The sequence below is a fragment of the Candidatus Tisiphia endosymbiont of Nemotelus uliginosus genome (assembly GCF_964264755.1).
Taxonomy (GTDB): Bacteria; Pseudomonadota; Alphaproteobacteria; order Rickettsiales; family Rickettsiaceae; genus Tisiphia.
The window spans coordinates 819,556-834,998 of sequence record NZ_OZ183481.1; the positions used below are offsets into that span (position 1 = coordinate 819,556).

General features: G+C 33.2%; 16 protein-coding genes. 2 read left to right on the forward strand and 14 right to left on the reverse strand.

All coding sequences use genetic code 11. The features are described 5' to 3' along the window. Positions 1-218: 218 nt before the first annotated feature. The 14 genes from ACFELW_RS04315 to ACFELW_RS04385 all read right to left on the reverse strand — a co-directional run bounded on the left by ACFELW_RS04315 (position 219) and on the right by ACFELW_RS04385 (position 9,399). Positions 219-776, reverse strand: a complete 558-nt coding sequence (locus tag ACFELW_RS04315) for a MepB family protein (RefSeq protein WP_375329735.1) — start codon at positions 774-776, stop codon at positions 219-221. Positions 777-871: 95 nt separating this feature from the next. After that, the gene (locus ACFELW_RS04320; RefSeq protein WP_375329736.1) at positions 872-2,749 is read right to left on the reverse strand and encodes a patatin-like phospholipase family protein; all 1,878 of its coding nucleotides are present in this window, start codon (positions 2,747-2,749) and stop codon (positions 872-874) included. Positions 2,750-2,984: 235 nt separating this feature from the next. After that, positions 2,985-3,431 carry a DUF2335 domain-containing protein gene (locus ACFELW_RS04325; RefSeq protein WP_094649503.1) on the reverse strand — a complete coding sequence of 149 codons (447 nt, stop codon included), beginning with the start codon at positions 3,429-3,431 and terminating at the stop codon, positions 2,985-2,987. Next, the gene (locus ACFELW_RS04330) at positions 3,418-3,591 is read right to left on the reverse strand and encodes a hypothetical protein (RefSeq protein ID WP_250310584.1); all 174 of its coding nucleotides are present in this window, start codon (positions 3,589-3,591) and stop codon (positions 3,418-3,420) included. Before ACFELW_RS04330 ends, ACFELW_RS04325 begins: the two co-directional genes overlap by 14 nt. A gap of 141 nt (positions 3,592-3,732) precedes the next feature. Then, positions 3,733-4,506 (reverse strand): DUF2163 domain-containing protein, encoded by a 774-nt coding sequence (locus ACFELW_RS04335; protein ID WP_341759022.1) that lies wholly within the window; start codon positions 4,504-4,506, stop codon positions 3,733-3,735. Beyond that, complete coding sequence (locus tag ACFELW_RS04340; RefSeq protein WP_341759021.1) at positions 4,503-5,093, reverse strand: TIGR02217 family protein; 591 nt, start codon at positions 5,091-5,093, stop codon at positions 4,503-4,505. The genes ACFELW_RS04335 and ACFELW_RS04340 overlap by 4 nt, the downstream gene beginning before the upstream one ends. Further along, the gene (locus ACFELW_RS04345) at positions 5,090-5,242 is read right to left on the reverse strand and encodes a hypothetical protein (RefSeq protein WP_375329737.1); all 153 of its coding nucleotides are present in this window, start codon (positions 5,240-5,242) and stop codon (positions 5,090-5,092) included. The genes ACFELW_RS04340 and ACFELW_RS04345 overlap by 4 nt, the downstream gene beginning before the upstream one ends. Positions 5,243-5,409: 167 nt before the next feature. Beyond that, positions 5,410-5,586: a nucleotidyltransferase domain-containing protein gene (locus ACFELW_RS04350; RefSeq protein WP_239832752.1), complete on the reverse strand. Its 177-nt coding sequence runs from the start codon at positions 5,584-5,586 to the stop codon at positions 5,410-5,412. Between the two features lie 126 nt (positions 5,587-5,712). Continuing rightward, on the reverse strand, positions 5,713-5,958 hold the full coding sequence (locus ACFELW_RS04355; RefSeq protein ID WP_341759019.1) for a Txe/YoeB family addiction module toxin: 246 nt from the start codon (positions 5,956-5,958) through the stop codon (positions 5,713-5,715). A 5-nt stretch (positions 5,959-5,963) separates the two neighbouring features. Continuing rightward, entirely contained in the window at positions 5,964-6,260 is a 297-nt protein-coding gene (locus ACFELW_RS04360; protein ID WP_341748838.1) for a type II toxin-antitoxin system Phd/YefM family antitoxin, read from the reverse strand. A 152-nt stretch (positions 6,261-6,412) separates the two neighbouring features. Beyond that, the gene (locus ACFELW_RS04370; RefSeq protein ID WP_239832760.1) at positions 6,413-6,847 is read right to left on the reverse strand and encodes a hypothetical protein; all 435 of its coding nucleotides are present in this window, start codon (positions 6,845-6,847) and stop codon (positions 6,413-6,415) included. After that, positions 6,837-7,175: a phage head closure protein gene (locus tag ACFELW_RS04375; RefSeq protein ID WP_094649739.1), complete on the reverse strand. Its 339-nt coding sequence runs from the start codon at positions 7,173-7,175 to the stop codon at positions 6,837-6,839. The genes ACFELW_RS04370 and ACFELW_RS04375 overlap by 11 nt, the downstream gene beginning before the upstream one ends. A 19-nt stretch (positions 7,176-7,194) precedes the next feature. Beyond that, positions 7,195-7,836 (reverse strand): head-tail connector protein, encoded by a 642-nt coding sequence (locus ACFELW_RS04380; RefSeq protein WP_375329738.1) that lies wholly within the window; start codon positions 7,834-7,836, stop codon positions 7,195-7,197. 18 nt (positions 7,837-7,854) lie between these two features. Further along, positions 7,855-9,399: a phage major capsid protein gene (locus ACFELW_RS04385; protein ID WP_375329739.1), complete on the reverse strand. Its 1,545-nt coding sequence runs from the start codon at positions 9,397-9,399 to the stop codon at positions 7,855-7,857. Between the two features lie 283 nt (positions 9,400-9,682). Here ACFELW_RS04385 and nuoF point away from each other — a divergent pair, with 283 nt between their 5' ends. Next, positions 9,683-10,948 (forward strand): NADH-quinone oxidoreductase subunit NuoF, encoded by a 1,266-nt coding sequence (gene nuoF, locus ACFELW_RS04390; protein ID WP_375329740.1) that lies wholly within the window; start codon positions 9,683-9,685, stop codon positions 10,946-10,948. Between the two features lie 511 nt (positions 10,949-11,459). Beyond that, positions 11,460-15,236, forward strand: coding sequence for a coiled-coil domain-containing protein (locus tag ACFELW_RS04395; RefSeq protein WP_375329741.1), 3,777 nt, complete (start codon positions 11,460-11,462; stop codon positions 15,234-15,236). Positions 15,237-15,443 lie beyond the last annotated feature (207 nt).

A 15,443-nucleotide genomic window follows, 5' to 3' on the forward strand; every position in this document is an offset into this window, starting at 1 on the left:
CGCTTGGTGATAAGGTTTTTTATTCATCACAAAAAAATAGCAAAAAAATTGTGAATGCCCACATCTAAACTACAACTGTAGTACTAGGCTCTTATATCTTGAAAATGTGATATAAGAGCCTAGAATGTGAGCGGTCACAGAAAAAAGTTAAAGCACAAAGGCGTCTATTAGCAAGGAGGCACTTTAGTGGTATTGATGCAATCCAAAATTAGTAATAACTATTTAACTTGATTATAAAGCATTTGTACTCTCTCGTAGTTAATTGGTTTATTTCCTGGAATCTCTAAAAAATATTCTAATTGCCATGCTTGAGTTTTTTTAGCCTGCTTGTTTATAACAATATCCCAAGGTGGGTATACCCTTATCGCTCTCTTACCACCTTGGTTATTGTGCGAAACTATATCATATTTATACAAAACAGATTGTGGAAATATAAATTGACCAAAATTATCTCCTTTACGTGTTGTCACAATAAAAAGATCAATTGAATCTGCAGTATCATATGGCTGAATTGGTCCATTCCCCATTCTCTTCCATAGTGTTACAAATTGACCAATTTTTGTAGGAGTAATCTTAGCAACACGAAATCTAACATTCATAGAATTTAGTTTGAATATGTAGGCTCCATATTCAGCACTTTCCTTTTCTATTACTGGTTCAGAGCATCTAAACTGACATGGATTATATATTAAATCTCTCGATACAATAAGTTCCGAGTGAATTAAATCATTAGTACTCCAAGAATTGTTGGTACGGTTACAAATAAGATTATTCACAAATACCCCACAGATTTGTTATAGTCAATTCAGGAGAATTGGGTAGTAGGAGCAATAGAACAGTGCCTATATATAAAGTAATTCTATATTCAGCGTTATCCACCTTTAGTCCGCCCTACTCCTTTCCCTTGACTACTAATACGAAAAGCTTCACTTTTATTTTTGCTTAAAAAACCACTAAAATCTTCTTTCGTAAATTTAAACTCCGCAATATTCTTTGCTGGACTTTTTTCTGTATTCAATCTTTTATCTTGTTTTTTATCAATAGATAGTAATTGTATAAAATCTTCTTTAATTTTACTTGATGTTGTTGGAGAGTTTAAAGTGTTAATCAGCGATTCTAATGCCTTGGTATCATTTCTAACTTCTTTATTGCGGTTAGTTGCTGCAAGTATAACATAATCTTTTAAGGGACTCTTATTATCTTTTCCTTCCCAACGTTCTGAAGTACAAAAAGATAAAAGTGCCTCAGCTTTTGCTTGATGACTTAGAGTAGCATCACGATCTTGCCAACTTTTCTCAGTTGGCTTTGCCGGAATTATATGGTCTAACATTTTATGAGCAAATGTTTTATTCAAATTGTCATTATCATAAACCTCATAGACGCTTAGAAGGAATTTTTGCTGTTCAAAGTTTTTATCTACCCCCTTACCTAACTCGTAATTATCTAAATATTCCAACGTCTGAAAACGTCCTTTAATATGCAAGTAACCTGCATATTTCTGAGCATCATCAAAATCAAGAGTGGATATACCTTGAGTATCTAATGTCACCGTGTTTAATGCATTCTCACGTAAATTAGTAAGAGTAGCTTTATCAGTTTCCGTATATTTAAAATGTCCACCAACTTGAGCCAGAGTTTTATATACTACATCCATTAAAAATTTTATTAGAGCACTTGGACTGTCAAAAGGCTTGGCACTATATATTGCCACATTTGTTGAAGCATCCATACCACTACCAAAAGCAAGAGCCAGTACCCTACCCTGTTTTTTTGCTAGAGCAACATTATCAAAACCATCTAATTCTTCGGCAGAATCCTCTAATTCTTCAGAAGAATCCACTTTACTCTCATTTTCAGGAAAATATCCAATAGGTACATTGTCCCTATATCCCCCATCAACATATTCAACCCCATCAATTGTTGCCGGTTGGAAAACTATAGGAATTGAAGCAGAGGCACGGCAAGCTAAAGCAATTTCAACATCAGGGCTATTTTCCGCACTAAAAATTTGCAACGTACCATTATCTCGCCTTACTGCAGTAATTAATAAATCTTTAAATTGCTCTGAGTCAACAAGTCTTAAAAGAGCTAAATCCTTAAAAAGGATTTTCCCACCAGCTTGGCATTTTTCCATTAATTCACTGAACTCTTTACCATTAGAGTCTATGATAGTTTGAATTTTATCAAATTGCTTATTTAGCTGTTGTTTTTGAAAATCCAATCCTTGAATATTCTCATTTATATCACTAATCTGTTGACTATTATCACCATGTTGTTGTTTTAATTGTTCAATCGAGTTTAAAAGCTCTTGCTTTTTTTGCTCTAACTCTTCTTGCTGTTGTACAATCCTATCACGACCTGACTGACAAAGCTCCCCAAAGTTCTTGCCCTTCAAAAAATTAAATACCCCTGTTCTGATTGTTTTATCTAAAAGACCATATAATGGGGTACCATCCTTGCCAATCTGCACCGGACCAGCTGAAAATCCTTGTGTACCAAGTAAACCTTTAAGATTAGTCTCTTTTGAAATTTTCTCAAATTCTTCATGGGGGATACCACAGGCAACCATCGCCGCACTTATCGCCCCAGCAGATGAGCCTGCAACCGCCTTAACCATTCCAACTGCTCCAGATTCTGCCAAGGCTGAATAAACACCGGAATATATTGCCCCCTTGGCTCCTCCACCACTAAATACCAAATACTCAAAAGGAGTTTTTTGCCTTTCCAGCATTTCTTCTATATTACCCATAAATTTTACTCAATATTTAATTTTACCACCTTACTCATGACATTTACAGATCATGTATATCTCGTCATTGTGCATAAGCATCATTGCGAGGAAGCCCTTAGATCGACGAAACAATCCAAGAAAGTAATTAGCAATGAATTGCCACGCTCACATACGTTCGCTCGCAATGATGAGTTATAGGCTTATACGTCATTGCGAGGAGTACGGAAACCACAATTTTTCAGGGTAGCTATTGTCATCTTCTATGATAATCTTTCTGCCTGGTAAATTTAGTAGAAGATATGAATAATCCAGCTCCTATAACTAAAAATACTGAAACAGTAAAAATACTAGCTATCATAAAATGCCCGAACATTGCTAAAATTAGCGTAGTAATACAGACCATTATCATAAATATAACCGCACTAACTCTCCCTTTTTTTGTTATGTTTTCATAAACCTCAATACTTTTAATATCCATTTGCTGTCTATGCGTTTGTTCTTTTTCTGCCATAACAATTAATTTTGCCAAGGTGCCTGGATGAAGATTTTCATATTCTTCCATTAAATCTATAGGCGGCATAACATGCTCAAACTTCTTACGATAGAAGCTATTATCTTTTTCTCTAGGATTATTGTTAATTTTTGAATATCCTTTATTCAATCTATTATTACTAGCAAAGAAGCTTTTACTCTCTTTCATATTCTTTTTTTATTTCTTGAAATGTTGAATTAATATATTTTTCTATTTTAACAAAATACTCAGACAAATCTGTCTCTGGCTTCTTTCTTATTGTTGTTTTAGATATTTTAAATATACTAAAAAAACCAGTTAGGAAATGCCTTACAAAATCTTTACTCATTTGGTTTTATTCATTTAATTTTCATATTTATTACGTCATTCCCGCCATTGCGAGACCATGTAATGGTCGTGACAATCCACACTCATTAGATTGCCGCGTCGCTACTAAAGTAGCTCCTCGCTAATAGACGATTAAATTCCTCTAAATCACTTTTATAAAATTATCATCAGGAATCAATGGCTCTCCTCTGAAATTTACTGCATTGTTGAATTTATTGCAACAAGTTATAAAGTTTTTATCACAACCTATAGTAAGATCAACAGTTTTATTACACTTCATACTATCAGGAATTAATTGATCCAATATAATTACATTTCCAGAATGACTAATTATCTTACTATAAAATTGACCATTAGCTAAAATAGCATCCCCATAATTAAAATAACCACTTTCTTTATCAATATCTGAAATGACTATAGTTCTGCCAAATATTTCCTGAATATTATATATCTGACTATAAACTGTTTTATCTATTTTGCATTTTAAATCTCCAAAATTAGCACGACATTTTTTACTAAAAGATTGCAGTAACGACTGATTATATCCCATATTTGGCTCTAAACGTAAAGTAAAATCTAAATCCCTTTTAGTATAAAGGCTACAGCAATAAGTAACAAAATGCTTATAAGAATCAGCACAACTAGTATAAATTCTGACCATAGCCTGGGTCAAATCATAATGTTGCTCTACTCCATTATTCTCAAAAACTCCTTCTAAGATAATGTAATTCTGTGCGGAATCATTAAAAACCCCTTCCTTTAAAGTTATTCCAGAATTTGGCATAAATCTTATCCCATCAATTGACAAAGATTTATCAGATTCAGTAAGATACAACTCCAAACCGTCTTGTAGCGTGATATGGAAACAATAAGTAAAATTATGTACCGCTATGGAATTATCAATATATTCTGTCATATAACCTCCATTAACTCTATTTGCGATAATTCTATTGACCCATCAGAAGAATACGAATATTCAAAACTATCATTAGCAAATCGTACAGCTACATCAAAAGTAAAACTACCTGTCAAAATTTGCTCCCTATCTAATGGGTTTGGTAAAGTTATTAATCCAGTATTATAATCAAGCTGAACATCCAAATTTACACCATTAACATAAAATTCTTCGCTACCAGCTACCGGTTTATTAATTGTTCTAGCATAGGGTAAAATTGGGTCATCATATAATTTAATCAGTTGATATTGGGTTAATTTTCCATCGCCTTCAGCAATGAATTGCCTTGATACTTGATGATCAACATTATCTCTGAAGCGAAAAGAAAAACTCCCTCCCCTTCTTGCTCTGAAGAAAGAGCTAAATTGCTCAAATTCAAAACTACTCAGACGACAATTTTTAATCAAATATCTTTGTCTAGCATATTCTCTATCTAAATTTCTTACTTCTCTACCTGATAATGTCATAGCACAAGAAATAGCAAATTCCGGTTTACCAACAGCAAAAGTTTCAATAAATTCCGGCATACGTATATCATGAAAATTCATAATTCAATATCCCTTGCTTTACCCTGAACTCTTTCAAATAATTTCTCCTCATCATTATAGTCAATTAATAAGAAGTTGGTGACGTCGTTGCTCCTGCTAGCCAATTCTTCTGAATTAAATACAGCTTCTTGTAATTGCCATTTTTTCATAATCTACCTTTGATTTTATTAATTAATTAGCGTAGGCAGTCTCCTAACCTATATCATTCTAATAGCATAAGATCATTTTTTATTAGCGACCTAAAATCCTTATCCATATCAACAAGCCATCTTTTTATATCCACTTTAATAGTTAAATCAGATTCCTCCAATTCTTCTTACAACTTACACAATTGTTGATCACTTACTGCTTCCATAATACAAAGGTCAAGATCAGAAAATTTTCTATGACGACCTTTAACACGTGAACCGTATGCCTTAAATGTATAAGGATATTTTTTAAGATAGATTGCAATATAGTCAATTGATGAGCAGTTGGGGACGTTGTTGCTCAATGCTCACCCATTATTTATAGGCGTCACTCCATCGTTCCTGCTACCCAATTCTCCTGAATTGAATTGACTATAGTTTCTATATCCTCATTCTTGGCAATAGAAGTTTTTCAAACTTATAGTTCTTAATTATCTCCATAATGACTCCACATGCGTAGTATCTTTATCTACCTCATAAAATAATCTATGTTGCAAATTAACCCTTCTCGAATAAGCTCCCAAATACATACCCCTTAACTTTTTAAAAGGTGGGGGATTTTGAAATGGATCATTGCTTATAATTTCTAGTAATTTGTATATTTGTTTCTGCAAAGGTGATTTCTTAATCTTTTTAAAATCTTTACAAGCATCGCTAGTAAAATACAAACTATACATTTAAGCTAATCCACCAATTTTGTCTTACAATCTTTAAAATCAGTAGTAAGACCTTTGATTATTGATTGACTTAATTCTTTATTTTTTGCTACCAATAATGTTTCTTGAATATCTTCCCAGTCTTGTTTTGAAATTAAAACTGCTGTATTTCTTTTGCCTTTTATTATTGTTGGCTCATGCTCCTCTGCTACCATATCTATTAATTTATATAAGTTCTTCCTAGCCTCACTAGCTACCAAATATGCCATAATTATTCCTATAAAATGTTGATTAACAGTACTATATATGGCACTGTTAATCAATAGACCTCTTGCCTAACTCTACTTCTGCTGGCAATTTGTACGTGATAGCGGTACTCTGCTCCTCACGTACACTAGAGTACGCTGCGGTTCGAGGTGAAGCGTCTCCTTCAAATTCCTCAGCATAAGCGAGTTTTGCAAGAGGTCTAATATCTTTACCCCCCTTTATTGCAATTTTTGCTAATTCTGTTCTCCTTTAACAAGGCTTTGTAATCTATAGTAAGCTTAGTAGTAATAAGGTCAGAACTACGCTGAAAATTTATATTACAGGCTTTCATACCAGCAACAATGTAATCTTGAAGAATACACGAATTAGCTGTTAATTTATTAGTAATTTTCTCCGCCAGTAAAGTTAAAAGCCCCTGATTTTTATCCCTAGCAAAAGCACTTATCTCAAATTCCACTTGGTAAATATCCTGCCCTAATCTTGAAATATTTTCAACTTTCAAAATATTTACTAGTAAGAACGGATATTTTGCATCTTGGACTACCGATATGTAAATCCGGTCAACACTAAGCCTAATATCCGGCTCCCCAGATAATAAGTTATATATGCTCATGTGAAAATCATGAATAAAATTAACAGACATATATTTCTAACCCTATAATATTCAAGAATTTACTTCTTTCTTCAACATTAATAATCCGCTTAATTTCAAATTGCCTATCTCTAAACGATATACGCATTTTGGTGGTAATGCCGGTGATAAATCTCATTTTAAACACATAAAACCCTTCAGTCATAATATGACCAAAATTCAAATGTTCTATCGAGGTAAATCGATTATCAGAAATAGGTTTTATTTCAGCATAAGTAGAAAGTTTCTCTTGCCATTTTTCTTGCTCTATCTCACTTACAGAAAAATTCTCTAGAATTTTCACCTGATGTTGTAAAGTACGTGCTATTGATTTTTTCATTCTTACCTTTCCAAAAGCCTTATATTCTTAATTGTCTATACGCTAGATATAGATTCTTAATTTCTGTTGATAAAGAAGTAGCATTTTGCCTTTCCCTATCATACATTTCTGCTATATGCATTAATATGCCATGCTTTATTGAAGCTGGAATATTAATTTTATCATAACCCACAATATATTCAATCATTAATTGATAATTTTCTAATTTTTTATTCAAACATAATAATGATCGATCGTGATCTAGGTAATATTGATCAGATTGCAGCTTCATAGATTGACTGTTATTTGTTAGAGTATAGTCAATTGATGAGAAGTTGGGGACGTCGTCACTCGTCGCTCGCCTATTACTTATAGGCGTCACTCCGTCGCTCCTAGCCCCAAATTCTCCTGAACTGACTATAATCTTCACTAATTCCTTTATCGGCTGGTATTTTAACTGAAAATTTTGTTGATTTTTAATATTACAAACAAACTCTACCCGCCTTGTTATTATTGTAAGTTTAGTAAAATTCTCAGCAGCCATAATTGCAGCATCTATCAAGCTGCTAATTAAATCATCATCATAATCGCCTTCTATTCTCATATAGTTCTTAACTTCCACTAGGCTCCAAATAGCCTGAGGAATTAGTTCAATAATCCTAAAAGTATTTTTTTTATACATATAGCTACTTCACATAGGTTAACTAAACATAGCCAGCTTAATAGCACTATGATTCACTACGTCGCCCCCTACCCTTTTAACTGCGTAAAATTTGACAAATGGCTTATCAGTATAAGGATCTCTCATTATACTAATACCACCACGATCTATGATTTTATAGGCTGATTTAAAATCACCTATAGCAATTGCCATATTACCTTCCTTGATAGGCGGCATCTCAGAGCAGCAAAGCACTGATATACCAAATATTGTTTGCTTTAAAGAATCATACAGTGACTGTTGCCAAATAAACCGACCATTATTATCTTGAAGTTTTTGGATTTCTGATAAAGTAGTACGATTCATCAAAAAAGTAGCATTTGCCAAATATTCTTCATCAAGTAAATTAATGAAATCTAATAATTTTTCGGCAGTAACTTGTCCCCCCATCTCAAATAGCTCTATTTTATCACGAGCTCTTGATAAGATACCTCTTGGCTTTTTCTTACCATCACCATTAATAAACGCCTCATTTTCTGCTTTAACAAAACTATCTCTTAAACGCTCTATCAGCCAATTCTCTATCCGAATAGCTGAGTCATCTATCAAAGTTTGACTGGCTTTTGGCTGAGCATAAAGCTCATGCACAAAGATTCTCTGTTGCTTTAGCCGAGAGGCAGTTGTTTCTTCTCTTGCTTGCAAATCACCAACCCAACCACTAGCAAAACTCCCCTCTTCAATTACTATATCAAGGGCATTACTAGAAATTGTTTCGATTGATGATAATTGTCGCATAGGTGATCTAGCGTTAATCTCAGTAATGATACTATTATATAAAGCCGGTACTAACAATACTCCACCTTCCTCAGGTCCGCTATTTAAAGATTTTTCGATTAATTCACTTTGGCTACCTTTGCGAATATAATTATTAAAAGCAGTTTTATACTCAATATCTTGCATCCCCCCTATTTCTGGACGAGATAGAAAATTTTCTAAATTACAAACTTTTTCTTGTAACTCATTGATTTTTATTTCATTATCATTTTGTTTTGTCATTAATTCTGTGTTCATATTATTCTCCATGTTTTTTTGATTTAAAGAAGAGCTATTATAAATTTGTTTGGTGATATGCGAAATCTTGGCATGATAATTGGCTGGGAAAGTTACGATACTAACCTCAATTAATTCAGCCTCAGTGATAATTCTTTGATTTAAATTGTTATATTTTGCTAGTTTTATATTAAAACCAACGGAAAGACTATCCACCGCCCCTTGGCGAACAAGTTCTATAGCCTCTTTACCTTTTTCGATTTTATTATTAATTATAGCTTCAACTTTTAAGCCGTAATCATCCTCTGTCAAAGACTTAATCACCCCTATTGGCTGTTGCCAATCATGTTGCCAAAGAAATTTGATGCACGAATGATCTGCTGAGGCAAAAGCCCCTTTAGCAATCAGGTCATTATGCTGATCAGAAATATTATAAACACTAGCATAACCTGAAATGACTACGCTATTATCTGTAACAGATTTTATGATTAAATTTTGAATCGCTTTATTTTGCTGTAAGTTTTCAATATACATATTACCCCATAATTGCAATAACTATAGGTAATATATACTAAAAATCTCTAGCACTAAGTATTTTAGAAAAAAAATATTGATTTTTATCAAATATTTTTAGGTTCTGTGAATAAAATTTTAATTTCCTAGATTTTGAGTGTTTTTAAGTATACCATATATAGTATATTATCACTTTCTAGATATGACTTTTAAACCATTATGATAAACAAATCTCCTAAATTTATTCTTCACAATTATTTACCTTCATCTATACTCTCATTTGTAGATATTCTAAGAGTAAATTATGTTACAAACTAGCAATAAAATTTTTTCTAATCTTAGTGGACAGAAAAAATATGATATAATAAGTAGCAAGCAACGTGGAGATTGGGATAATACAAAAGATTTTATTATTAGAGGTAGAGAATGGATAATTGATGAAATAAAAAAATCAGGTTTGCGAGGACGGAGCGGCGCTGGATTTCCAACTGGTCTCAAATGGTCGTTTATGCCTAAAGAACACCCGAAACCTAGCTATTTAGTAGTTAATGCTGATGAATCAGAGCCTGGTACATGCAAGGATCGTGATATTTTAAGACATGAGCCGCACAAATTGCTTGAAGGCTGTTTGCTTGCCAGTTTTGCTATTAACGCACATACTTGCTATATATATATTCGTGGTGAATTTTATAACGAAGCATCCAATGTGCAACGGGCTATAGATGAAGCTTATGATGCTGGTTTTATAGGTGATAATGCTTGTGGTACTGGGTATAAACTTGACATTCATTTGCATAGAGGGGCTGGGGCATATATTTGCGGCGAGGAAACAGCTCTACTCGAGAGTTTAGAGGGTAACAAGGGATTTCCTAGACTGAAACCACCATTTCCAGCTAATTTCGGCTTATATGGTTGTCCAACAACTATTAATAATGTTGAGTCAATTGCCGTTGTACCTACTATACTTAGACGTGGGGGGGATTGGTTTGCTTCAATCGGAAAGCCTAACAGTACCGGCACGAAAATTTTCTGTATTTCTGGTCACGTAAATAGACCATGTAATGTTGAAGAAGCTATGGGCATACCTTTAAAGGAATTGATAGAAAAATATGCTGGAGGTGTACGTGGTGGTTGGGATAATCTGAAAGCTATTATTCCAGGTGGTTCGTCAGTACCATTGTTACCAAAGTCACTATGTGAAGATTTGGCAATGGATTTTGATAGTTTGAAATTAGCTGGCTCGGCTCTTGGGACTGGTGGAATTATTGTTATGGATAATTCTACGGATATTATTTATGCTATTGCCAGGCTTAGTAAATTCTACATGCATGAATCTTGTGGTCAGTGTAGCCCATGCAGAGAAGGCACAGGGTGGATGTGGCGAATTATGATGAGATTAGTACGAGGTCAGGCAAAAACAGAAGAAATAGATCAATTGTTAGACGTTACTAAAATGATCGAGGGGCGTACTATTTGCGGTCTTGGAGATGCCTCTGCTTGGCCTATTCAAGGTTTAATTCGTCATTTTCGTCACGAGATTGAAGAGAGGATTTATTCAAAAAAAATGTAAAAGTTTTTTAATTTAGATGGGTTATATTCTAAAAAAATAACTCACCTTACGCATGGCATTAAAAGTCATATAGAAAATAGCTTGGTGTCATTGCGAGAAGCTACTTTAGTAGCGACGAAGCAATCTAAAATGTGGATTGCCACGACCACTACGTGGTCTCGCAATGACGTCTTGTACTTATTCTAGAATTTTTAATATTGTCATGGGGTTTATGCGTAAGGTGAGAAAATAAGCAATACCGCAAAAATAATGAACACAGCTATTAGTGAAACAAAAAAATCTGTTATATTTATAGATATAACTGAATTTGGAGTAACTTGTTATATCGAATTCAAGTTAAATTAAAAAAATATAAATAGAAGATAAAATATTCACAACAAAACGAATAATTACCTTGTTACAAAAAAACGGTCATTTTAAAATGTTATTACACTATTTTAAATTTATAATTGCTGCTAATATAGTATATTAGTAGATAAGCAAAACAATTCGAAAGAAGGGTAAAAAGGTTATGAGTAAGGATAAAGAACAATCTCGGCTTAGCAAATTACGAGCAAAACTTCAAAAGGTAGTAAAGCCGGACGGTCCTACTTTGGAAGAACTGCAAAAAGATATTTATAAGAAAGAGAAAGATATATTAAAATTACAACAAAAAGCAACTACCTTAGAAAACAAAAATCAAATTGCAGAAAAAAGAAAAGAGATAGCACAATATCAAAATCTATTAAATAATAGGTTAGAAAAATTATTGAAAGAAAATCAAGATTATTCTGAGCTTATTAACCAAGGAAATCAGAAAAATAAAGACAAAGCTGCTAAAAAGCAATTAGACTCATGGAACCAAGAGTTACAGAAAATTAAGAATGAATTAAGTAATCATGAAAAGTTGGTTGATAGATATAAGAAAAAAGAACAGAAACAAATTGAGAAATTAACGATTGAAGAGAAGAAAGTTGAAGAAAAAACGGAAAGTTCATATCAAGAAGAAAAGGATAAAGCTTTTAGAATAGCTAAGGATATCTTAAAGGATAGAGATGGTATGGAGAAAATCCTGACTCCTTTACTATCGTCAAAAAAGCAGGAGGACACTATTAGTGCAGGTCAAAAGCTTCAAGCTGCTATGAAAGGTATTGGGTTTGCAGCAAGTCATATATCTCAGGGTATTGCCATTGCTACCTCGGTATCATTTTACGCAGAAGAAGTAGCCAAAATACAGAAAATATTCAATGGTGAAACGCCATATGATCCATCTCATCATCCTTTCTTCATAAGATTATTAAAAGATCCTGACACTTCTCAATTTCTTACTGACAATACTGTAATTCTTAACGATTTAGTTCAGCATCTTGCCCCAATGCTAATTACTGTAATGCTAAAAGAGTTAGGAGAAATAAATAATATAAAAAAAGAATTTGATGAACACAAAAAGGATATAGATAGTCTGCCGACATTGGAAAAAGAATTACAGATTCTAAAAGACAAGAAAGATGTATCTAAAATACCCAAATTAGAAGAGAAGGTTAATTATCTAAAATCTCTACAAAAAAATTATGATCGAGCAATTTTATTCAACAACTTAAAAGAAGCTGGTCTTGATAAAGATTACATCAATAGTAAGTTACTGCCCATTGTCCAGGACATTACTATTTCGATGTTAGAAAAACCAGAAGATTTATTAAAAATAATTAACCTATCTGTAGATATGTTAATTATTAAAGATCCTGAAACCAAAAAAGACTATCAGAGTAAAATATTAGATACAATAGATGTTAGTTCATTATTAAAAAGTGGTAAACTATCTAAATTTCTAATTGAGGAGAAAAAATATGTAGAAGCCGCAGCAGAAGTAATTATTTCATCAAATATGGCATTAGATAAAAGACTAGAAGATTTTGGTGTAGGGAAAGAATTATTGCGTGATGTAGTACCTATAGTTTCAGAATTTGCTGGTATAGCTTTGCAAGACCCTAAAAAGGTGGATGCTTTATATGAAACATTAAAATCTGTTATATTAGATGATACTGATAGTAAAATACGAGAAGCTAACAATTTGCAGGAAGTCGCAGCTTTAGATAAAGCAGGAGGCATTAAAAAACTTGCCGTAGTACAACAACTACCAGAGATTCTACTACAAAATGAAATGCTAGAATTACTACACGATCAATTACCGGCAACTCTGACAAAACATAAAGGGGAAATTGCAAAAATTGCTGCTACAACTATACCAAAATTGCTAGAAATGCTAGATAATAATGCCCGCACTTTAGCAAAAGAATGTAATAAGACTTTCCAAGAAGAAGATGTACACAAAATAGTAGTATCTCCAATTGTACCAATGCTTAACGGAGTGGATCACAAATTTTATGAGTCAATTATACCTATATCTATTGATTTACTAAAAAATACTATGACTGTTTTAAATGTGGAGGATATAAAAGAGATATATAGTGATATGCAAACCTTAGCTAAAACCGAGGATGTAGAACAGAAAGACCAAGCGACAGAGCGATTAAACAAGCATGTTATCACATTACTTAAAAACAAAGATTTACAGCAAAATATTGCTGTAAATCTACCTCAAATCATTAAGGATAATGAAGCGGTAGTAGCAGTAATAGCAAATAATATAGTCAGTAATAACCAGGATTTTAAGAAATATGATTTATCAGCAGAGTTAATAAATGCTACAACATCATTAGCAATTAAAGTAGTTGATACTGGTCTAAGTAAGATGCCAACGCTTATGAAAATTAATGATAATTGGCAAGAATACCAAAGAGCCGATATAGACACTGATGCAAAAGAAAAGGTTTTGACTAAAATAATCGATGATGTTGGAGAAATAGTCCAGAGCCTTTCTCCTATATTAGAACACTCTGTGCCAGAATATCTGCAAACAAATAAGGATAGTCTTTTAGCCTTGACAGAAAATATGATTAAGCAGGAAGAACTTAAGAGGCAATTAGATAGTGCAGGAGTTTCCTCTGATCTAGCTTTCAGAATGGTCGATACTGCTATCAATATCACCCCACATCTCCTACCTATAATTACCAAATTTGCTAATGCATCTTTAACGGATAAAGATGGAGTTGTTGCTATTGCAAGCAAATTTCAGGGACTTCTCAATTCATCCGAGCAAGAAAAAGACTCTAAAGGTAAAGAACTGGCAGATTCTGTTGTACAATTTATAGAAAGAAATGCAGCAGTAAAAGACGTTATCATAAAAGATATTCCAAAACTCCTTAACGAAAATTCTGCAATCCTGGGACCTATAGTAGATGAATTCCTGAATAGCACTTTCATAGGGAGAAATTTGAAAATCAAAGGTCAAGAAATTATTGAAAAAATTAGCGAAAAAGTACCTGCATTAACAGAGATAGCGATGGAATATAATAAGGGTAATTATCTATCCGTAATTACTGGTACATTTAAGTTATTATCATCTGATCCAGTAGCAAGAGGAATGGTAACAAAATTATTAGTTGAGGGAGTTAAATATAAGGTACAAACAAGCTTTACCTCTTACAAGAAACGTAGACAAAGGTGGCATGAATATGCAGGTGAAATTATAGATAAAGTGCGTAAGCACATTCCTACCATCAATGGGCAGAAAGCAGATTTAGGGGAGTTACTACAACAACAAGCCGATAACATGCATGTTGCTAATAGGTCAAAAACATTGGAATATTCTTTAATTAGCAGGGATTTTAGCGGTCTTATCTTTAACAATGAAACGAACATGCCTCTTGAGAATGTCAAAATTAATGGTTTTAATTTCAATGATGCGACGTTTATGCACAATTCTTTTCAAAATAGTGAAATTAGTAATTGTTCATTTAAGGGGACAGATTTCAAAGAGAAAATAAGTTTTACTGGAGCTACTATTGATGCAAAATCCTTAGAAACTCTTTTACCAGCAATTAAGCAATATAATAAAAACCATAAAAAAGATCCTATTACTTTAGATAATGTACAATTCACCGGTGATATAAGTAAATTATCTTTCAAAGGTGTATCAGTGAACAATAGAGCAGATATAACAGTAGCTAAGTTGGCAATGGAAAGTAAGCTAAACCATACGGATCATGCAAAAAAAATAGGTAAAGATATAGCACATCATATGTCAAGAAGTGTGCAAGATGATAAAAATACTCCTCCAAACGTAGCAGCAATAAAAGAGAGTATATCGAAGCATATTAGCACAGACGTAGTTGGACAAACGAAGAATCAGATGAAAAAAACAGACCCACACAACCCGAATTCTGGATTAACAAAGATAAGCAGGTAGGGGTATAAGGACTAATGGAATGTATCTACCCTATATACAAAATGAGGAGCAGATACTAATCTTCTATAGGAAATGAATCCTAAACAACAATAAGGAGATTCATTCTATTACTCCATTATAATACTATAGTCAATTCAGGAGAATTTGGGGCTAGGAACGATGGAGCGACGCCTATAAGTAATAGGCGAGCGATGAGTGACAACGTCC